This is a genomic window from Aestuariivirga sp., assembly GCF_044238155.1.
GTDB lineage: Bacteria > Pseudomonadota > Alphaproteobacteria > Rhizobiales > Aestuariivirgaceae > Aestuariivirga.
The window spans coordinates 1-19,718 of sequence record NZ_JBIIDX010000054.1 but is presented as its reverse complement, the minus strand read 5'-3'; the positions used below and the strand labels follow the sequence as shown (position 1 = coordinate 19,718).

18 protein-coding genes are annotated in these 19,718 nt (G+C 57.0%); 14 read left to right on the top strand and 4 right to left on the bottom strand.

The window, feature by feature from the left end; translation table 11 throughout:
- The 4 genes from chlG to ACILRN_RS07520 all read right to left on the bottom strand — a co-directional run.
- The coding region (gene chlG, locus ACILRN_RS07535) for a chlorophyll synthase ChlG (protein WP_395687004.1) at positions 1-880 on the bottom strand (880 nt) is incomplete at its 3' end.
- A gap of 198 nt (positions 881-1,078) precedes the next feature.
- Positions 1,079-1,420 carry a cupin domain-containing protein gene (locus tag ACILRN_RS07530; RefSeq protein WP_395687001.1) on the bottom strand — a complete coding sequence of 114 codons (342 nt, stop codon included), beginning with the start codon at positions 1,418-1,420 and terminating at the stop codon, positions 1,079-1,081.
- A gap of 930 nt (positions 1,421-2,350) precedes the next feature.
- A complete protein-coding gene (gene ppsR, locus ACILRN_RS07525; protein WP_395687000.1) occupies positions 2,351-3,805 on the bottom strand; it encodes a transcriptional regulator PpsR in 1,455 nt (484 codons plus the stop codon).
- A gap of 40 nt (positions 3,806-3,845) precedes the next feature.
- A complete protein-coding gene (locus tag ACILRN_RS07520; RefSeq protein WP_395686998.1) occupies positions 3,846-4,538 on the bottom strand; it encodes a B12-binding domain-containing protein in 693 nt (230 codons plus the stop codon).
- Positions 4,539-4,797: 259 nt separating this feature from the next.
- Here ACILRN_RS07520 and bchF point away from each other — a divergent pair, with 259 nt between their 5' ends.
- From bchF to hemA, 14 genes are all read left to right on the top strand, one after another.
- Complete coding sequence (gene bchF, locus ACILRN_RS07515; protein WP_395686996.1) at positions 4,798-5,289, top strand: 2-vinyl bacteriochlorophyllide hydratase; 492 nt, start codon at positions 4,798-4,800, stop codon at positions 5,287-5,289.
- On the top strand, positions 5,286-6,578 hold the full coding sequence (locus ACILRN_RS07510; RefSeq protein WP_395686994.1) for a ferredoxin:protochlorophyllide reductase (ATP-dependent) subunit N: 1,293 nt from the start codon (positions 5,286-5,288) through the stop codon (positions 6,576-6,578). The genes bchF and ACILRN_RS07510 overlap by 4 nt, the downstream gene beginning before the upstream one ends.
- Positions 6,579-6,581: 3 nt before the next feature.
- Positions 6,582-8,102 carry a ferredoxin:protochlorophyllide reductase (ATP-dependent) subunit B gene (gene bchB / locus ACILRN_RS07505; RefSeq protein ID WP_395686991.1) on the top strand — a complete coding sequence of 507 codons (1,521 nt, stop codon included), beginning with the start codon at positions 6,582-6,584 and terminating at the stop codon, positions 8,100-8,102.
- The gene (locus tag ACILRN_RS07500) at positions 8,077-11,685 is read left to right on the top strand and encodes a magnesium chelatase subunit H (protein WP_395686989.1); all 3,609 of its coding nucleotides are present in this window, start codon (positions 8,077-8,079) and stop codon (positions 11,683-11,685) included. Before bchB ends, ACILRN_RS07500 begins: the two co-directional genes overlap by 26 nt.
- Positions 11,682-12,590, top strand: a complete 909-nt coding sequence (bchL, locus tag ACILRN_RS07495; protein WP_395686987.1) for a ferredoxin:protochlorophyllide reductase (ATP-dependent) iron-sulfur ATP-binding protein — start codon at positions 11,682-11,684, stop codon at positions 12,588-12,590. The genes ACILRN_RS07500 and bchL overlap by 4 nt, the downstream gene beginning before the upstream one ends.
- On the top strand, positions 12,590-13,288 hold the full coding sequence (bchM, locus tag ACILRN_RS07490; RefSeq protein ID WP_395686986.1) for a magnesium protoporphyrin IX methyltransferase: 699 nt from the start codon (positions 12,590-12,592) through the stop codon (positions 13,286-13,288). The genes bchL and bchM overlap by 1 nt, the downstream gene beginning before the upstream one ends.
- A complete protein-coding gene (locus ACILRN_RS07485) occupies positions 13,285-14,724 on the top strand; it encodes a BCD family MFS transporter (RefSeq protein ID WP_395686984.1) in 1,440 nt (479 codons plus the stop codon). Before bchM ends, ACILRN_RS07485 begins: the two co-directional genes overlap by 4 nt.
- A 16-nt stretch (positions 14,725-14,740) precedes the next feature.
- Positions 14,741-15,520, top strand: a complete 780-nt coding sequence (puhA, locus tag ACILRN_RS07480; protein WP_395686982.1) for a photosynthetic reaction center subunit H — start codon at positions 14,741-14,743, stop codon at positions 15,518-15,520.
- Positions 15,517-16,173 carry a photosynthetic complex putative assembly protein PuhB gene (puhB, locus tag ACILRN_RS07475; protein ID WP_395686980.1) on the top strand — a complete coding sequence of 219 codons (657 nt, stop codon included), beginning with the start codon at positions 15,517-15,519 and terminating at the stop codon, positions 16,171-16,173. Before puhA ends, puhB begins: the two co-directional genes overlap by 4 nt.
- A gap of 1 nt (position 16,174) precedes the next feature.
- Positions 16,175-16,630, top strand: a complete 456-nt coding sequence (gene puhC / locus ACILRN_RS07470; protein WP_395686978.1) for a photosynthetic complex assembly protein PuhC — start codon at positions 16,175-16,177, stop codon at positions 16,628-16,630.
- Positions 16,630-16,929: a hypothetical protein gene (locus ACILRN_RS07465; RefSeq protein WP_395686976.1), complete on the top strand. Its 300-nt coding sequence runs from the start codon at positions 16,630-16,632 to the stop codon at positions 16,927-16,929. The genes puhC and ACILRN_RS07465 overlap by 1 nt, the downstream gene beginning before the upstream one ends.
- Positions 16,926-17,993, top strand: coding sequence for a magnesium-protoporphyrin IX monomethyl ester (oxidative) cyclase (gene acsF, locus ACILRN_RS07460; RefSeq protein WP_395686974.1), 1,068 nt, complete (start codon positions 16,926-16,928; stop codon positions 17,991-17,993). Before ACILRN_RS07465 ends, acsF begins: the two co-directional genes overlap by 4 nt.
- A 10-nt stretch (positions 17,994-18,003) precedes the next feature.
- Positions 18,004-18,831 carry a putative photosynthetic complex assembly protein PuhE gene (gene puhE, locus ACILRN_RS07455; RefSeq protein ID WP_395686972.1) on the top strand — a complete coding sequence of 276 codons (828 nt, stop codon included), beginning with the start codon at positions 18,004-18,006 and terminating at the stop codon, positions 18,829-18,831.
- 47 nt (positions 18,832-18,878) lie between these two features.
- Positions 18,879-19,718 (top strand): 5-aminolevulinate synthase (hemA, locus tag ACILRN_RS07450; protein WP_395687006.1); only part of this gene is annotated, 840 nt, incomplete at its 3' end.

Sequence of the window (19,718 nt, the reverse complement as noted above, 5' to 3'; positions counted from 1 at the left end):
AGGCGCTGACCAGCATGCCACTCACATAGAGCGTCACCCCGAGGCCGCTGTACCACAGGGCGCGGCGCCGGGGATCGCCGAGAAAGCGCGCCATCATGGCCAGCTGCAGCACGAGCAGCCCCGCCACGGCCAGCGCGTGATAGGGCCTCTCCCAGGACAGCAGCAGCCCCACCACGGCGGCCTGCGGCAGCGCCATCACCGCGCAGGCCAGGCGCGCCGCCCCCTGCACGCCCAGCTGCACCGGCAGCGAGCGCACGCCCATGCGCTTGTCCCCCTCGATCGACTTGAAGTCGTTCAGCGTCATGATGCCATGCGCACCCGCCGAATAGAGCGCGGCCAGCACCAGCACCGGCCAGCCCGGCACCGCATGCAGCAGCACGGCGGCGCCGGTGAACCAGGGCAGGCCCTCATAGCAGAGGCCCACCGCGGCATTGCCCCACCAGCCATTGGCCTTGAGGCGCAGGGGCGGCGCGCTGTAGGCCCAGGCGGCCGCGAGGCCGAACACCGCGGCCCACAGGACGACCGGACCAAGCCCCGCGGCAAGCGCCAGCGACAGCAGCGTCCAGGCCATGGCGATCCACAGGCCCCAGCGCCCCGGAACCCGGCCGGACGGAATGGGCCGCCGCGGCTCGTTGATGGCATCGACATGGCGGTCGAACCAGTCATTCACCGCCTGGCTGGTGCCGCACACCATGGGCCCCGACAGCAGGATGCCGGCCAGCAGCAGCATCCAGTTCTCGCCAAGCGGCCGGCCCGAGGACACCGCCCCGCAGCCGAACGCCCACATCGGCGGAAACCAGGTGACCGGCTTCAGCAGTTCCAGCACGGCGCCCGCCTGCGGCCAGGACGCCGCGGTCTTCGGGGGTGCGGAGTGCGTCATGCGCAAAACCTATGCGCCAGGCCGTGGCCTGTCAAACCGGGGGCTGATGCTTGCCCTCCCGCCATGTCATCGAACTCGGGGGGCAGGTGATGACTGTTCCTGTACAATGCGTGCACATCGTCAAGCGGAGGCTCGGTAAGGACAAGCAATGCGAACGAGTCAGAACCTGGCCTGCCAGTTCGATTCACTCAACTCTCATCACTCCGTCTCGCCGCCATTTGGGCCCCAGAACACCACCCATGTCACGAAATCATCTGACATCTTATCAAAATTATGCCGCTGATGCGCCGCAACAAAAAATGCATCTCCAGACGCAGCTTCATGGTGCACACCTTCAATATTCAAAACTGCCGTTCCGCCCACGACGAAGTAAAGCTCGTCTTGATCATGTGGCGTCTGCGCATCCCTCCCACGCGGCGCAAATATTTCAACAGACATGCTGCCATGGCGAAATGCTTCAATGAAGGGCTCGCCACTGGGCCAGTCCTCTGAGATTGGCCCGGGTAGGGACCGAAGCAAGCCACCCAAAGATACTTTCATTGTTCAACCTCGAAAACACTAAGTTAGGCTCGGTTACGACAGCCTGCCAGCGCAGGGCGTTCGAGTGAGGCGATCACATCCACCACGCCTGGGTAACACCCTGCTCGATCTGCAAAGCCCTCGGGGCACGAACCAGATCGATCACCATTCCAGATGAAAATAATAAACATATAAAACCGTAATTATCAACTGAGATTCACTTGTCTGCCATGACAAGTTTTTGTTCATCCGGCCTGCGGTCAGTGTACTCTGGATGAGTGCGGCAGGCCCAGGGTCGACACCCCGCAGCCAAACGCCCGCATTGGCGGAAACCAGGTGATCGGCTTAAGTGATTCCGGAGCTGAGCCCGCCTGCGGCCAGGACGCCGCGGTCCTCCGAGATGCGGAATGGGTCATGCAGAACACCAATGCGCCAGGACGTGGCCTGTCGAACTTGGGACCACCCCAAATCCACCTCAGTTCCCAGACGACCCACTTCGGACGCATTCCATTGATGGCTCCGGCGCAAGTCATCTCGGAGCGAAATGAAACGCGACGTAATTAAGTACCCCCTGCCCCGTCGGGAGGAAAACCTGAGCTTGAGCTCATCTCGCCGTTTCTCGCGTTACAGGAGTGTGGAAACCCTCACTGGTCCGTCTGTGGCCTGAATCACATGAAGTCTGCGCTGGAATTGAAATCGTTCGCGGAATACGTTTGCCACTGGCCGGATCAGTTTGACGAACGGCACAGGCAGTTCGCGTTTGGGACATGAAGACGCCCTCTCCACGACCCAATTTCCGTCATTCCGTCCTGACAGCGCGCGCTGTCAGGGCAGCGTGAAGGGCGTCAGGCGGGCACGCGGCAACCGCCAGCTTGCGCCGCGCAAGGCAACCGAAATGGCATCGGACAGCAAGGTTTTTCGCGCCGGACGGCATGCGCCAGCATGCCAAAGTCACCCATTCTCGCCGATGTCCGGGCGGTCCTCGATGCCATAGCGATTGAGCTTCACATAGAGGCTCTGGCGGGAGAGGCCCAGCATGTCCGCCGTGCTGGCGCGGTTGTTGTCGTTGAGCTGCAGCGCGGCCTCGATGCACAGCCGCTCGATGATGTCGGTGGCCTCGCGCACCAGGTCCTTGAGCGGCACCTTGCCGACCAGCTTGGTCATCTCGTCCACCGAGCGCAGCAGGCTGCGGCTGCCGTCGCCCGGCTCCAGCGCGCGGCGGCTCATGCGCCGGATCGCGAAACCATAGCAGGAGGGGTTGCCGGGCGGCGAGGCCGCACCCGACACCTCGACATCCTCGACCGCGCCGAACTGGCCGCGCAGCACCGTCTGGAACTGGCGCACCGCCCCGCTCTCTGCCAGGCTGTTGAACAGCACCGGCACATCCACACCCACGCGCCCCAGCCAGCGCTCGATCGGCTCGCCGCGCGCCTGTTCCTCGCTGCCCAGCTGGGCGCTGTCGAGGAAGGCCGCATTGGCCGATACAACCCGGCGCTCCAGGTCGGTGACCACGAAGGCCTCGGGCAGATCGCGCACCGCATTGACCACCGCCGCCTGGCCGCGCGACATGACGATGCCGGCGGCTCCCGCCGCAATGGGCAGCAGCCGCATGAGATAGAGCGTGGCATTCTCCTGCCGGAAGATGGTGGCGCCCAGCACCGCCTGCTGCTGGCCGCCCTCCAGCGTCAGGGCCACGTCATCGGCCCGGCCGGTGGCCTTCAGCGCCATCAGCAGGGCCTCCACGCGCTCGGCGTCGCCGCCGTCGAACAGGCCGGTGAATTGCGCCCCCACGAGGCGCTTGAGCGGCTTGTTCATCAGCGTGGCGGCTGCCGCATTGGCCTCGGTCACGCGGCCCGAACGCTGATCCACGACCAGGATCGCCTCGGAAGCCACCTGCATCAGCAGCCGGTAGCGGGTTTCGGCGTGGCGCAGCCTGGCATATTCCTGCTCAATCGATTGTTCGGCCGCCAGAAGCTTCTGCTGCACGGCCGCGAGATTGCGCATCTCCCGGCCCAGCGCCACGAACTGGCCCCTGCCGCCCGCCTTGAGCACGCAGTAGCGCACCGGAATGTCCGGGGCGCCCGGCACCGGATGGTTGATCTGCCGCCAGCGCGGCGGCAGGCCCATGGCGGCCTCCTGCAGCATCTGCTCGATCTTTGGCCGGCTCTCGATGGTCGAGACCTCGCTCCAGGCCTTGCCCGGCCAGTCGGCGAAGTGATCCGCGCCGAGCTCAGGCCCGGTCACCAGAACCCGCTCGCCGATCGTTCCGTCGGCCTGAACCGGAAAGGCGATGTCGGCGGCCGCCGACAACAGCACGGCGGCCTGCTCGGCCTCCATCCCGGCCATCAGTTCGGCGGGGCTTGCCCCCGCCGTGCGTGGTGCGCTCGATACGCTTCGCAGCGTCACGGCAGGCTCCTCCTCGGGCTGTGGGCGGTCGGGCACATGCTCACGCCGGCTCCCCAAGCGCCAGCATGTCGGCCAGCCAACGGTTGGCCTCGACGACCGCGGCCCGCGCGTCCGCCACGATGGCATCGGCCCCGATCTCGGCGGCAGTGACGCCGCCCCCCGCGAGCGCCACCCCGCCCACCATGATTCGCAGCAGCGGGTTGCGTGAGTCGGCGCGGACACGCCGGATGGTTTGGCCCAGGGCCGGGATCAGTCGGGTTCCGGATATTGAAAATCCAATTATATCATAGTTTTCTGTGGATATCTTCGTGCAGATGTCGAGCTCGCTCACAGCCAGGGCCACCGTCACCCGCCAGCCGTCGCGGCGCAGCATCTCCTCAACCAGGCGCAGGCCGAAGCTGTGCTGCTCGCCCGGCACCGGCACGAGCAGCACCCGGCCGCGCGATTCGCCATGTGGCGGGGCGGGCATGCGCAGCCGGCGCAGCACCTGCTGGATGCGCGACAGTCCCAGGGTCACCGCCACGAAGTCGATTCGGTCGTCGCACCACTGGCCCCCGAGCAGCCGTGCCGCCGGGGCGAGCAGGTCCATCATCAGGGTTTCGGCCGGCAGGCCGTCGGCCAGCAGTTCCTCCACCAGCAGTCCGGCATCGCTGCCATCGCCCGCCAGCAAGGCCTGGCCGAAGGCGTCCACCACGCTTGTCGCGACGCGCGGCAATGGCGGGGCGTCATTCAAGGGCGCACCAGCCCTTTCGCCGGAGAAGGCCTCCCGCTGGTCTTTCGGGCCGATGGTCTCGGCGTGGTCATCACTCTCAAGCCCACTCCACGGTCAGAGAGGCTATCGCCCCCATGGCAGTCTGTCCAGATCCTATGTCGATTTTTTCTGACGTCAACATGTATTGACACATTAATGGGTGGCGGTTAGCTTTCAATCTCAGGGCCACAATCCTGCGCCCCGCCACCAGCGGGAGTGTAGCGGGCCCGGGGAGCGATCAATGCAAGTGCTTCGCCGCCAGCTCGGTCTAAGCAAAGGGCTTTACACGGAAGCCGAAAGGCAGCGGCGCGACTCTTCGCCCTGGACCCGCGTACAGGCCGTGTTGGCGCCACTGCAGTTCCTGGTCTTTCTGGTTAGCCTTGCGCTGGTTCTTCGGACGCTCATCACGGGAGATGGCGCCGCAATCGCCAACCTGTCCATCATCCTCAAGACATTACTTCTCTACACGATAATGATCACAGGATCGCTCTGGGAAAAGGATGTCTTTGGCAGATATCTCTTCGCGCCAGCATTCTTCTGGGAGGATGCGGTGAGCTTCATCGTGATCGCTCTGCACACCGCCTATCTAGTGTCCTTACTGTCAGGCAGCCTCAATGAAACCGACCTCCTGATTCTCGCTCTCGTCGCATACGCCGCCTATGTGATCAATGCAGGACAGTTTTTACTCAAACTTCGGGCTGCACGACTGGGTACGGTGGAGGCGGCATCATGAACTTACCCTTCCGACCCGCGAACACTTCCGCAGCAAACGGCTGTGCCGACGTCCCCGTTTTGCGTGAACGTGGACAGCGAGAGGTATTTTGCGGACTAACCGGCATCGTCTGGCTTCATCGTAAGATCCAGGATGCATTCTTCCTTGTAGTTGGCTCACGCACTTGCGCACATCTTATCCAGTCCGCGGCCGGGGTCATGATTTTTGCCGAACCGCGCTTTGCAACCGCAATTATTGATGAGCGCGATTTGGCTGGGTTGTCTGAAATCGACACTGAATTGGATAAGGTGGTCAACCGCCTGCTTGAACGCCGTCCTGACATCAAGATGCTATTCCTCGTCGGGTCATGCCCGTCCGAAGTCATTAAACTCGACCTCAAGCGCGCCGCGGCGCGTCTCTCACAAATTCATTCGCCTCGAGTAAGGGTGTTGAACTACTCCGGTAGCGGGATCGAAACCACCTTTACGCAGGGCGAAGATGCTTGTTTAGCCGCGCTGGTACCCTTCTCCCCCCTTCCAGCCTCCGGCGCCGTGCCCCCGCTCCTTGTGGCGGGGGCACTCTCCGATGTGGTCGAAGATCAATTCCGGCGGATCTTTTCTGACATGGGCCTTGGCAACGTAGCTTTTCTGCCCTCGCGTCAAGCTAATGATCTGCCACCGGTCGGGCCCGGTACGCGATATCTGCTAGCACAGCCCTTTCTCAACGACACTGCACGCGCGCTAGAAGAACGCGGCGCTCGCCACATCCCTGCCACGTTTCCTTTGGGAGCAGAAGGAACGACGCAGTGGTTTAGGGCGGCCGCCGACGCTTTCGGTGTAACCGATGCAAAACTTCGTCATGCAACTGAGGCCGGGATCAACCGTGCTCGGATGGCACTCGAACCGCATCGCCAGTTACTGAATGGAAAACGCATCTTCTTTTTCCCCGATTCGCAACTGGAAGTGCCGCTCGCGCGTTTTGTCTCTCAAGAACTTGGAATGGAACCCGTTGAGGCAGGAACACCGTATCTACAGCGCCAGCACCTCGCTCAGGAGATCGGCCAGTTACCAGCAAGCTGCCGGCTTAGTGAGGGGCAGGATGTAGAAAAACAACTTGACCGTTGCCGAGCTTCCAAACCTGATCTCATAGTATGCGGACTGGGTCTCGCCAATCCACTTGAGGCGGAAGGATATACCACCAAGTGGTCGATTGAACTCGTGTTCACACCTATCCAGGGCTATGAACAGGCCGGCGATCTGGCACGTTTGTTCTCACGCCCGCTCGACAGACAGACACGGCTGGGGGTGTAGGTAATGCAACTCACCCTGTGGACCTATGAAGGCCCGCCTCATGTTGGCGCAATGCGCATAGCGACCGCGATGAAGGGTCTGCATTATGTATTGCATGCGCCACAAGGCGATACCTATGCCGATCTCCTATTCACCATGATCGAGCGTCGCACCACGCGGCCACCCGTCACGTATACTACCTTTCAGGCACGTGATCTGGGAGGCGATACTGCAGAGTTGTTCAAGACTGCCTGTGCTGATGCATACCAACGCTTCAAACCACAAGCTATTATTGTTGGCGCCTCCTGTACCGCAGAACTCATCCAGGATGACCCGGGCGGGCTAGCGAAAGCACTCCAACTTCCGGTACCAGTAATACCACTTGAGCTTCCATCCTATCAAAAAAAAGAAAATTGGGGCGCATCAGAGACCTTCTACCAGATTGTACGAACTCTCTGCGCACCGCGCGATAATGCCACTGAGTTTAATCCACGCAGCTGCAACATCCTTGGGCCAACGGCCTTGGGTTTTCGGAATCGTGATGACCTTGCAGAAATCACAAAACTGCTAGAGGAGCTTGGTTTAACGATTAATGTTGTCGCACCGTTGAACGCAACGCCTGACGACATCCGTCGCCTTGGGCAAGCAGCCTTCAACGTTGTTCTCTATCCTGAAATTGCGGAGACAGTGGGCCGCTGGCTGGAGCGGAACTGCAAGCAACCCATGACCACTGTTGTGCCCATCGGCGTATCGGCAACGCGGGAATTTGTTGTTGAAGTTACTAGACTGGCTGGAATTGATGCTGCGGTCTCAGCGGCAGACAGTGCCGCAAGACTGCCATGGTATTCACGCTCTGTTGATTCGACTTATCTCACAGGCAAGCGCGTATTCATTTTTGGAGATGCAACCCATGCGTTGGCAGCCGCGAGGATTGCAAAGGAAGAACTGGGGTTTGATGTCGTCGGTCTGGGTACCTACTCGCGGGAATTTGCCCGTCCAGTGCGCGCCAAGGCAGAAGAACTCGGTCTCGAAGCACTAGTTACCGACGATTACCTTGAGGTTGAAGCAAAGGTGGCCCAAGTGCAGCCAGAGCTGGTGCTAGGTACCCAGATGGAGCGCCACATAGCCAAGAAACTAGGCATTCCATGCGCAGTAATTTCGGCACCCGTACATGTTCAAGACTTCCCGGCGCGCTATTCACCACAGATGGGATTTGAGGGTTCTAACGTAATATTTGACAGTTGGGTGCATCCACTAATGATGGGGCTCGAGGAACATCTTATTCATATGTTCCGAAATGACTTTGAATTCAATGATCGAGCTGCTCCTTCTCATCTTGGTCATGGTGCAGTGCGTCCACAGGCTCAATCCCGCGATCCCGCTGCAAGCGGATGGTCTCCAGAAGCGGAACGCGAGCTACAGAAAGTTCCCTTCTTCGTTCGTGGAAAGGCAAGGCGAAACACAGAAAAATTTGCCGCAGAACGAGGGCTAAGCCTGATTACTGTTGAGACGCTCTACGATGCCAAATCCTACTACAGTCGGTGAACAGCCGATGCATGTAACCATCGTGACGCTCGATAACCACCTGACAGCAGCTATTGCCCGGTTGCGCCGGGAGTTAGCGCGTGACATTCCGGGGCTTTCGCTTAGCGTTCATGCTGCCTCAGGCTGGAGTGCCAATCCCCTATCACTCAAAGAGTGCATTTCTGATATTGAAAAATCAAACATCGTCATCGCCACCATGCTGTTCATGGAGGATCATATCCAAGCCGTGCTGCCAGCACTTAAGGCTAGGCGGGAGACCTGTGATGCGATGGTATGCTTTATGTCGTCTGGCGAAGTCGTCAAGCTCACGCGTATGGGACGTTTCGTCATGGGCGGAAGCCAGGGAGCGCTTGTAAACCTCCTCAAGAAGCTACGCGGCGCAAAAGCTGAGGGTGCGGCAAGCAGCGCCTCAGCCGGCGAAAGGCAACTTGCACTGCTGAAGCGCATTCCCAAGATTCTTCGTTTCATTCCCGGCACTGCCCAGGATCTACGGGCATATTTCCTTGCCATGCAATATTGGCTTGCCGGATCAGAAGAGAACATAGGTCAGCTCGTACGCTTTCTCACTGCGCGATACGCAGATGGCACTAGAAAAGAACTGCGTGAAAAAATCAAATACGTAGAACCACTCTCCTACCCTGAAGTTGGTGTTTATCATCCCCGGCTTCCGAAGAGAATGAGCGAAACCGCCGCGAATCTCCCCGGCCCACCTTCTGGTGAGAGGGGAACGGTAGGACTGTTACTCATGCGGTCTTATGTACTCTCTGGTGATACGGCGCATTATGACGGTGTAATTGCTGCTTTTGAAACGCGAGGTCTTAAGGTGATACCTGCCTTTGCGACTGGGCTTGACCAGCGGCCTGCGATTGAACGCTTTTTTAGGCGAGACGGGAAAACGACTGTTGATGCGCTTGTTTCACTCAGCGGCTTCTCGCTTGTAGGTGGTCCTGCCTATAATGACGCGAGAGCAGCTGAAGATATACTAGCGGAACTTGACGTGCCCTATATCGCAGCTCAACCCGTTGAGTTTCAGACTTTAGAAGAATGGGAGGCCTCTCCACGCGGCCTTCATCCAATTGAAGCCACGATGATGGTCGCCATCCCCGAACTTGATGGCGCTGCCGGAGGCGTCGTCTTTGGTGGCAGAAGCGCTACCGACAGTGGTGAACGTGGCATGCGCGTGCATGCAGAACGCGCCGCGATGTTGGCAGCACGCGTAAGTCGCATGATCGAACTCCGGATCACACCCAAGCAAGAACGCAAAATAGCTATTGTGCTGTTCAACTTTCCACCGAATGCGGGGGCTGTAGGAACAGCAGCATTCCTCTCAGTATTTCAGTCTCTGTATAATACACTCAAAACACTGAAGACCGAGGGTTACATCGTTGATCTTCCTGAAAATCTCGAGACCCTTCGAGATCGGCTTTTAAATGGCAACTCTGAACGCTATGGCAGCGATGCCAACGTACTGACGCGCATTTCAGTTGACGATCACGTACGCAGAGAAGAATGGCTTTCCGAAATTGAAGCACAATGGGGGCCTGCACCAGGCCGGCAACAGTCAGATGGTAGCGGCATCCATGTATTGGGTGAACGCTTTGGCAATGTACTCGTTGGGATTCAACCAGCATTCGGCTACGAAGGCGATCCAATGCGGTTGCTCTTTGAGAAGAGCTTTACGCCTACACATGCTTTCTCGGCATTCTATCGTTACTTGAGAGAAGACTTTGCAGCCAATGCCGTTCTACACTTCGGCACTCATGGTGCGCTCGAGTTTATGCCGGGTAAGCAAACAGGACTCTCAGCAGCCTGTTGGCCTGATCGACTTATCGGCGACCTGCCACATGTATACCTCTATTGCGCCAACAATCCCTCCGAGGGTAGCATTGCAAAAAGACGTGCAGGCGCAACACTGATAAGCTACCTCACACCTCCACTTGCGCAGGCTGGTCTCTATCGTGGACTTATCGACCTAAAGGCCTCAATCGGGCGATGGCGCGGCCTTGAACCAGACGCGTCGGAGACCGCGGAACTGTCGTTACTCATTCAGGCACAAGCTGCTCAGGTCAACCTATGCAAGCCAACTCCTGCCTGGTCCCCAACTGAATCGGGACCATTCATTGAGGATCTTCAGATTCGTATACTGGAACTCGAATACACTCTCATTCCACATGGTCTTCATGTAGTGGGTGAAATTATGAGCCCAGAAGCACGGCGCGAGACAATTGAACAAGTTGCCCAGAGCACGGAGGGCGCCGATATTGTTTCAATGGAAAAACTTCTTGCAGAGGATCATGAATTACCCGCGCTCATGCGCGCACTAGATGGCCGTTTCATACGACCAGTTGCTGGGGGTGATCTAATACGTAGCCCCGAAATTCTGCCAACTGGTCGAAACCTCCACGGTTTCGATCCATTCCGATTGCCATCTGCATTTGCGGTCAGGGATGGTGCACGCCAGGCCGATCTTTTGCTCGAAACTCACGTATTGAATGGCAAAGCCCTTCCCGAGACAATTGCTCTTGTACTTTGGGGAACCGACAACCTCAAAACTGAAGGTGGACCAATTTCCCAAGCGCTTGCGCTAATCGGTGCAAGCCCACGCTTTGATAGTTTTGGGCGCCTGTGTGGAGCGGAACTGCTTCCACTCACTGAGCTCGGTCGACCACGCATCGACGTTATGCTCACCCTTTCAGGTATCTTCAGGGACTTATTACCACTTCAGACCCGGATGCTCGCAGAGGCCTGCTTTCTGGCTGCAGCAGCTGACGAACCGACCGACATGAACTTTATTCGAAAACACGCAATTGCACATATGGCGCAAACAGGTTGCGATCTGGAGACTGCTTCACTGCGTGTATTCAGTAATGCTGATGGCGCCTATGGCTCAAATGTCAACATGCTCATCGACAGTGGACGCTGGGAGGACGAGAGCGAATTAGGCGAAGTATTCGCTGCGCGTAAGTGTTTTGCTCATGGACGCGGCGGACAAGCCACCGCCCACCCCAAGATCATGGCGGCTGTACTGTCCGGCGTCGACCTCGCCTATCAGAATCTCGAATCAGTCGAACTTGGCGTGACGACTGTTGATCACTATTTCGACTCTCTAGGCGGGATTAGCCGGGCAGCAGAAAAGCAGCAAGGTCGAGTTATACCAGTTTATATTGGAGATCAGACAAGAGGGACTGGGATTGTGCGAACCCTTGCCGACCAGGTTGCACTTGAATCCCGCACCCGCGTTCTCAATCCAAAATGGTACGAAGGCATGCTCAAGCACGGCCATGAAGGTGTCCGCCATATTGAATGTCACCTTACCAATACGGTTGGCTGGTCAGCCACCACGGGACAAGTCGCACCTTGGGTCTATCAGCAGTTTACACAGACCTACGTGCTAGACGAGTCGATGCGCGACCGGCTTGCAGCACTCAATCCAAAAGCAGCCGTGAAGGTTGTGAACCGACTTCTTGAAGCTCAGCGACGCGAATTCTGGTCGCCTGATGCGGAAACACTGGCCGCGCTACAACGCGCAGGCGAAGAACTTGAAGATAAGCTCGAAGGAATTGGCGTGGAGGCCGCAGCATGACATTGGTGATCGACCGAAAGCCGAAATCCAAAACCTCTCTCCGAGAGGATGGAGAAGGCAGCGTTCAGGTCCACCTCGATCCGAATGCCACCATCGGTAATGCTAAGGTCTTTTCGGTCTATGGAAAAGGAGGCATTGGCAAAAGTACGACATCTTCCAATCTTTCTGTAGCCTTCTCCAAGCTCGGTAAACGAGTTCTGCAAATTGGTTGTGATCCTAAACATGACTCCACTTTCACGCTCACCAAGAGCCTCGTTCCAACGGTGATCGATATACTCGAGCAGGTAGACTTTCACTCTGAAGAGTTGAGACCGGAAGACTTCGTATTTCAGGGCTATAACGGCGTTATGTGCGTTGAAGCCGGCGGCCCACCAGCGGGAACTGGCTGCGGCGGCTATGTCGTTGGCCAGACTGTAAAGTTGCTGAAGGAGCATCACCTGTTGGAAGAAACCGATGTGGTGATCTTTGATGTGCTCGGTGACGTCGTATGCGGAGGATTTGCGTCCCCCCTCCAGCACGCCGACCGCGCTCTTATCGTTACGGCAAATGATTTTGATTCGATTTTCGCGATGAATCGGATCGTTGCGGCTATCAATGCAAAGGCCAAGAATTACGGTGTTCGGGTTGGCGGCGTCATAGCCAACCGCTCAAAAGACACGGATCAGATTGATCGTTTTGCCGAAGCGACTGGCCTAAGACGTCTTGCGCATCTTCCGGATGTCGATGCAATCAGAGTAAGTCGGCTGAAAAAATCCACGCTATTCGAAATGCCACCAAGCCCAGAAGTAGAGCTTGTCCAAAAAGAATACATGAGGCTTGCGGCAGAGCTTTGGGCTGGATCCGAACCCTGCGAGGCACGATCCATGAAAGACCGCGACATATTCGACTTTTTGGGGTTTGACTGATGAGCGACAGCTACCTCGAGAGACGAAGCGAACTTGAAACCTACTTTGACCGTACAGCTGCTGTGGCGTGGTCCAAACTCACTTCAGACGCCCCTGTAAGCGGTATTCGCGCTACGGTGCGGGCTGGCCGCAACCAGATGCGCGCCACTTTACTCTCGTTTCTGCCGGATGATATGCGCGGCTTGCGCGTTCTTGATGCAGGCTGCGGCACAGGAGCGCTTGCTGTTGAGGCCGCGCGCCGTGGTGCGGACGTGACAGCTGTAGACATTTCCCCAACACTGATCGGCATTGCAAGAGAGCGGCTGCCCGAGCGTATGGGCGAAGGTCGAATTCAATTCATCGCTGGAGATATGCTTGAGCTACGTCTTGGCTCTTTCGATCATGTCGTCGCGATGGACTCCCTGATTCATTACAGCCTGCCTGACATGATCAGCATGCTTGCCCGTTTATCATCGATGAGCCGACAGACCATTCACTTCACTTATGCGCCACGCACCCCAATACTTGCTCTGATGCACATGGTGGGTAAGCTATTCCCACGCAGTGATCGCTCTCCCCGCATCGTACCTCACGGCAATGCCGCTCTGCAGGCGGCGATCTTGCAAAAGGATCAGCTTCAGGCTTGGGGACTTGGTCGAACGAAACTCATCAACAGTGGCTTTTACATATCCCAAGCTCAGGAACTTGTCGTTCGATGAAAAAATTCAGCCGCAGCATGGTAAGTGGTTGGCAAACGCTGGGGCCGCGTTTTCTGCCTTTCGCAGACGCCGCTACTGTGGAGCTGCCACTCGGTCGACTGCTGCGTCTCTCCTTGTTCCAGATTTCAATTGGTATGGCATTCGTTCTTCTAACGGGCACACTCAACCGGGTGATGATTGTTGAACTTGGAGTGCCGGCCTGGCTCGTTGGACTCATGGTGTCGCTGCCAATCGTGTTTGCGCCGTTCCGCGCCCTGATCGGACTCAAGTCTGATACCCATCGTTCACTGCTTGGATGGCGGCGCGTACCCTATATCTGGTTCGGCACGCTGATGCAGTTCGGCGGCTTTGCGATCTTACCCTTCGCCTTGCTGGTACTGACGGGCCAGGGCCATGGCTCCGCAGTGTGGGGTGAAATCGGTGCCGCGCTTGCCTTTCTTTTGATCGGGGCCGGCATCAACATCACACAGACTGCCGGCCTCGCTCTTGCCAACGACCTTGCCACGGAAGAAAGCCGCCCAAGAGTCGTCGCGCTACTCTACGTGATGCTGCTTTTGGGAATGGTAGCAAGTGCCCTGATCTTTGGTAGCCTGCTAGCCGAGTTCAGCGCAGTTCGTCTGATCCAGATCATCCAGGCTGTAGCGGTCATAACCGTGGTCCTCAACTGTATTGCAATGTGGAAGCAGGAACTCCGTAACCCTTCAGTTACCGCACCTGGACGAACACGCGTGAGTTTCTCAGAGGCGTGGGCGCGGTTTGCAGCAGCAGGCCGATCCAAGCGACTGTTGGTAGCCGTAGGGCTTGGTACGGCAGGCTTCAGCATGCAGGACATTCTTCTTGAACCCTTCGGTGGTCAGGTCTTTGCCATGACCGTCGGCCAGACAACCTGGCTGTCTGCAACACTTGCAGCAGGCACACTGACAGGCTTTGCACTTTCAGCACGCCTGCTTGGCCGAGGAGGCGACCCCTATCGGCTAGCCTCGATGGGCTTGCTTGCTGGGATTGCTTCGTTTGCCGGCATCATCTTCGCACCTCTCCTCGGCTTAGCTGCCCTCTTCCAGACCAGCAGTTTCTTTGTCGGTATGGGCAGCGGGCTGTTTGCGGTTGGCATGCTGACCGCTGCTATGGACCTAGCCTCGAGTGGCTCAGGCAGATTGAGCGGTTTTGCTATAGGCGCTTGGGGTGGCGTACAGGCGACTGCCGCGGGTGTTGCCGTCGGTCTGTCCGGAATGCTGAGGGATGGGATATCAGAACTAGGCGATCGTGGAGTCTTGGGCGAGGCCTTCAGGGGACCAGCTAGCGGTTACATCGTCGTCTATCAGATCGAGATCATATTTTTGTTCGCCACCCTCGCCGTGATCGGGCCAATGGTCCGAAGCGGCGGAAAGCGAGCGAGCAGACCGCCAGGCTTTGGCTTGGCACAATATCCAGGCTGAGCAAGGGAGAACAACGATGTCCGCAGCCTTTACTCAATATATCGATGTCGCCCAAGTGGTGCTCTATGTATTCTGGGGCTTCCTCGCAGTCATCATCATCTATCTGCACCGCGAAGGTAAACGGGAGGGCTATCCACTCGACTCGGATCGCTCAAGCCACGTTGTGGTTCAGGGCTGGCCACCAGTACCTACACCTAAGACTTACCTCTTGTCGGACGGATCAACCGTACAGGCCCCCAGAGCCGAGCCTCATGATGGGCGACCTGTGAAAGCGACGCCAATCGGGCCATGGCCGGGAGCGCCACTTGAACCAGACGGAGACCCAATGATCGATGGCATTGGCCCAGCCGCCTATGCCGAGCGTCTCGACATTCCAGATGCAACAGTTCACGGTACACCGAAATTAGTGCCACTTCGCAAAACGGATGGATGGCACATCGAAGAGCGCGATCCGGACCCTCGCGGTATGGACGTTGTCGGAGCAGATGGGAAGATTGGCGGAACGGTTCGCGATGTGTGGGTAGACGTTGCAGAGTATATCATGCGCTACCTAGAGGTGGAGGTACGCGACAAGGATGGTCAGAGGCGAAACGTTTTGTTGCCAACAACTTTGGCTCGTATATCAGCCTCAAAGCGACAGGTCGGCGTCAAGTCGATCACTTCAAAGCAATTCATAAAGGTGCCGGGCACCCGTAATCCGGATGTGGTCACACGGCTAGAGGAAGACAAGATCTGTGCCTACTATTCTGGGGGCCATCTCTACGCATTGCCAGAACGAGCCGAGCCCCTCGTATGAGCCAAAACCACGATGATTTCGACTTTGAGCCGCAACGCGGTTTGCCACAGGTACTGCCTCCGGGAGAGCGTCTGTTGTGGCAGGGCTCACCGCGCTGGCAAGACCTTGCGATTCATGCTTTTCACGCCCGCAAGGTGATCTGGTACTTTGCAGCACTGGGTATACTTTCGGTTGTGCTACGACTTGCCGAAGGTGTTCCTGCAACAGTCGCAATCCAACCTTTGCTTTGGATGATGGCAATGGGACTTGTAGCGGCAGCCATGCTGACGGGTCTGGCCTGGCTCAGCGGACGCACCAGCGTCTATTCAATAACAAACAAACGTCTGGTTTTTCGGGTCGGCATGGCACTCCCCGTCAGCATCAACCTACCATTCCGACAGATTGATGGCGCATCCCTACGGCTCTTCAGAAACGGTTCAGGTGACCTTCCGCTAAAGGTATGTAAAGGACAACGCGTCGCCTATCTCATGCTCTGGCCCCATGCGCGGCCATTCCACTTTGCCAACCCCGAACCATGCCTCCGCTGCATTCCGAATGCTGATGAAGTTGCCAGCCTTCTCGCCGGCGCGCTGAACGGACTACAAATGCCACAAAACGAAATCACTCGTGCCAACGGCCTGCCCAAACTCAAAACTCAAGCTGTCGCAGCGTGACATGACCCGTCAGAGCAATCTAAGATCTAGTCCACAACTTCCAACACTTGTTGCTGTCGCCATGGTGGCCGCTTCTCTGGTCTTGGTTGCTGGTGCCAGGATTGCAGGATTCGAGCCTCAAAGAGCAGCCGCCCTGTCCGATATCAAGGATAGCCGACTTATTCGTTTCGAGCACGACACCACAGGCTCGATCAAGATAATTGACGCTGAAACCGGGGGCTCAATAGCCATAGCCGATCGCGAAGGCTTCATTCCCGGCATACTTCGGGGGCTCAATCGCCTGAGACGTACAGGCGATGGCGACATCTCAGCCGCATACAGGCTGGATAAAGCCCACAACGGACAGTTGCTTCTCACTGATACAATCACAGGTGTGACACTTGACCTCAATGCTTACGGTCAGGACAATGCCCAGATCTTCGCGAAGTTCCTGCAAACCGGAGGAGACAACAGCTGATGCTTAATCCTTTTGCTCCAGCCGCCGTCGAACAGGCCATGTGCACTGTACGCATCACGAATACCTTTGAGAGCCTTGCAGCCCACGTCGAGCTAGATGACGGCGTCACGGTCGAACCAGGTGATGAAGTACTCGTTCACGGAAAACCCATCATAGTTCCATACGGCGAAACAGCCATGGAACGCCGAAAGGTCACAATTACACGTGCTAATTGGCTTGAACGGAAGTGGACAAGGCTTACTGGTGACCTTGAATTCATGGAACTTCTGGAATTCAGCTTCTCAGGGGATGACCTATGACCATCGAAACAATCGGACTCCGGCCTGCCGACACACTCGCAAAAGCGCAGGAATCCACCGTCCTAAGCCCACGCTTCTATACAACGGACTATAAGGCTCTCGACAAACTCGATGTAACCCCCGTGCGTAAGGAATGGGATGCGCTCATCGCTGAAATGCAGAGCGACCCAAACAAAACACACTTCCGGCGCAACGCTGAGTGGGATCACGTAACGCTAGAAAGCATGCCAGAAGGTCTGCGCCGCGAATTCGTAGATTTTCTGGTCAGCTCGCTGACTGCTGAATTTTCAGGCTGCGTACTTTACGCCGAAATGCGCAAACGCGGAACCAATCCGGATATGTGCGAACTCTTTCGCCTAATGAGCCGTGACGAGTCACGCCATGCAGGTTTCATCAACGACACTCTCAAGGACTTCAAGATAGGCGTCGATCTCGGTTTTCTGACAAAGACCAAAAAGTACACCTTCTTCCGACCAAAATTTATTTTCTATGCAACATATCTGTCCGAGAAGATTGGCTATGCGCGCTATATAACCATTTACCGCCACCTGCAGGCCAATCCAGACAAGAGGATTCATCCGATCTTCAAATGGTTTGAGTTGTGGTGCAATGATGAGTTCCGGCATGGCGAAGCTTTCGCGCTGATTATGCGGGCCCACCCAGAGCTCCTGAGTGGCATAAACAAACTATGGGTAAAGTTCTTTCTGCTGGCTGTTTTTGCCACCATGTATGTCCGCGATCATCAGAGACCCTATTTTCACGAGGCTCTCGACATTGACCCAACCGAATATGGATACAAAGTCTTCAAGATCACCTCGCAGATTTCACGTCAGGTCTTTCCACTCGAAATCGACATTGATAATCCAGCCTTCTTCGCGGGCCTTGAAAAACTGAGGAAAATCAATGACCGTGCCGCAGGGTGGCAGAAAAAGGGAGGCCTTACGGCACGATTTGGCAAGGTTCGAACAGCTGCCGCAGCTGGATGGACGTTCTTTCGTCTCTTCCTGATCCCCACCAAATCCAATCCGCTGCCGGGCAACGTCCGGCTTGCGCCAACTTGGTAATGGCCGAGTGATGGATTATTTCCTGCCTATCCTGTACGCACTCTTCTTGTGGTGGTTTGCTACGGGAGTGATCTTCTATCTTGATCAGCTACCTGTGCGCACCTTCCGGTGGAGCATGGCAGGCGCTACATTTCTTCTGTTGTGCGCACTTCTGAACATCTGGCTCGGGGCGGCTGACACCTCTACCATCGCGGTCTACGCGTCATTCACCGCAGGCGTTGCAGCATGGGGCTGGCAAGAGCTGAGTCTCTATACTGGCTTCATCACAGGCCCACGCAAAACCTCTTGTGCCCCGGGCTGCAAAGGATGGAGTCATTTTGGACACGCCATAGCTGTCAATCTCTGGCACGAGATCGCCATCGTAGTTGGCGCCGTCCTGATCGCACTGCTCTGCTGGCAATCAGCCAATCAGTGGGGTTTGTGGGCATACCTTCTCCTGTGGGGAATGCACTTGAGCGCAAGACTCAACGTTTTTCTTGGCGTCCGCAATGTTAGCGCCGAATTCGTACCAAAGCACATGGAGGTCTTAAAGAGCTTCCTGACGCACAAGCCCATGAATTTGCTCTTTCCCATATCCGTGACGGCCGCCACTACAGGAGCCGTGCTTCTTCTAATGCTGGCTGTTACTTCGTCTGACCCGGCAACACAGACTGGCTATTCCCTACTCGCTGCGCTGGCCTGCCTTGCAGTCCTTGAGCACTGGTTCCTCATGTTGCCGCTGCCCGTTGATAAATTGTGGCGGTGGAGCTTGCCCCACCGATCTGGCGCGGCAAAATCTCGCAACGTCGAGCCACCACATCTGAACTATACCGCACTTAGCAAGAGACTGGCGCCATGAGCTTGACGATACCCAAGCAAGAGATCCCCCTCCCCGGTGAGGACAAGATGGATTACGAAACCTTCTTCAATTCGGAGCTTCAAAAACTGCAAGCTGAAGGCCGCTACCGCGTGTTTGCCGATCTTGAACGCAAGCGCGGGCATTTTCCCCGTGCCAAACATCACGGTACGAGTCAGAGCGACATCACCGTCTGGTGCTCTAATGACTATCTTGGAATGGGCCAGCATCCAAAAGTACTTGCTGCCATGCATGAAGCGATCGATCGCTGCGGCGCCGGTGCTGGCGGTACCCGAAACATCTCCGGTACCAACCATTACCACGTTGAACTAGAGCGTGAACTTGCTGATCTTCACCACAAGGAAAGCGCACTGCTGTTCACCTCAGGCTATGTATCAAACTGGGCAGCACTGAGCACGCTCGCATCGGCAATTCCAAATTGCATTGTATTTTCCGACTCCGGAAACCATGCATCGATGATCGAGGGAATTCGGCACAGCAGGGCAGAACGCCATATCTTCAAGCACAATGATATTGCTGACCTGGAGCGTCTGCTGAGAGCGGCTGATCCGTCTCGTCCAAAACTCGTCGCCTTCGAGTCCGTCTATTCCATGGATGGCGATGTTAGCCCAATCCATGAAATCGTAGATCTCGCCGAGGCGTACAACGCCCTCACTTATCTTGACGAGGTGCACGCCGTAGGGATGTATGGTGCCCGCGGGGGCGGCATTGCCGAACGCGAAGGGCTGATGGACCGAATTACGGTAATTGAGGGAACGCTTGGCAAGGCCTTCGGTGTAGTGGGCGGCTATATCACTGGTTCGACGGCACTTTGCGACTTCGTCAGGAGCTTTGCCTCAGGCTTCATTTTCACGACAGCCCTGCCTCCT

Bases quoted from the DNA above. Each gene is read 5' to 3' on its own strand.
- ACILRN_RS07530 (WP_395687001.1), bottom strand. From the start codon at position 1,420: ATGAAAGTATCTTTGGGTGGCTTGCTTCGGTCCCTACCCGGGCCAATC.
- bchF (WP_395686996.1), top strand. From the start codon at position 4,798: ATGCAAGTGCTTCGCCGCCAGCTCGGTCTAAGCAAAGGGCTTTACACG.
- ACILRN_RS07510 (WP_395686994.1), top strand. From the start codon at position 5,286: ATGAACTTACCCTTCCGACCCGCGAACACTTCCGCAGCAAACGGCTGT.
- bchB (WP_395686991.1), top strand. From the start codon at position 6,582: ATGCAACTCACCCTGTGGACCTATGAAGGCCCGCCTCATGTTGGCGCA.
- ACILRN_RS07500 (WP_395686989.1), top strand. From the start codon at position 8,077: ATGCCAAATCCTACTACAGTCGGTGAACAGCCGATGCATGTAACCATC.
- bchL (WP_395686987.1), top strand. From the start codon at position 11,682: ATGACATTGGTGATCGACCGAAAGCCGAAATCCAAAACCTCTCTCCGA.
- bchM (WP_395686986.1), top strand. From the start codon at position 12,590: ATGAGCGACAGCTACCTCGAGAGACGAAGCGAACTTGAAACCTACTTT.
- ACILRN_RS07485 (WP_395686984.1), top strand. From the start codon at position 13,285: ATGAAAAAATTCAGCCGCAGCATGGTAAGTGGTTGGCAAACGCTGGGG.
- puhA (WP_395686982.1), top strand. From the start codon at position 14,741: ATGTCCGCAGCCTTTACTCAATATATCGATGTCGCCCAAGTGGTGCTC.
- puhB (WP_395686980.1), top strand. From the start codon at position 15,517: ATGAGCCAAAACCACGATGATTTCGACTTTGAGCCGCAACGCGGTTTG.
- puhC (WP_395686978.1), top strand. From the start codon at position 16,175: ATGACCCGTCAGAGCAATCTAAGATCTAGTCCACAACTTCCAACACTT.
- ACILRN_RS07465 (WP_395686976.1), top strand. From the start codon at position 16,630: ATGCTTAATCCTTTTGCTCCAGCCGCCGTCGAACAGGCCATGTGCACT.
- acsF (WP_395686974.1), top strand. From the start codon at position 16,926: ATGACCATCGAAACAATCGGACTCCGGCCTGCCGACACACTCGCAAAA.
- puhE (WP_395686972.1), top strand. From the start codon at position 18,004: ATGGATTATTTCCTGCCTATCCTGTACGCACTCTTCTTGTGGTGGTTT.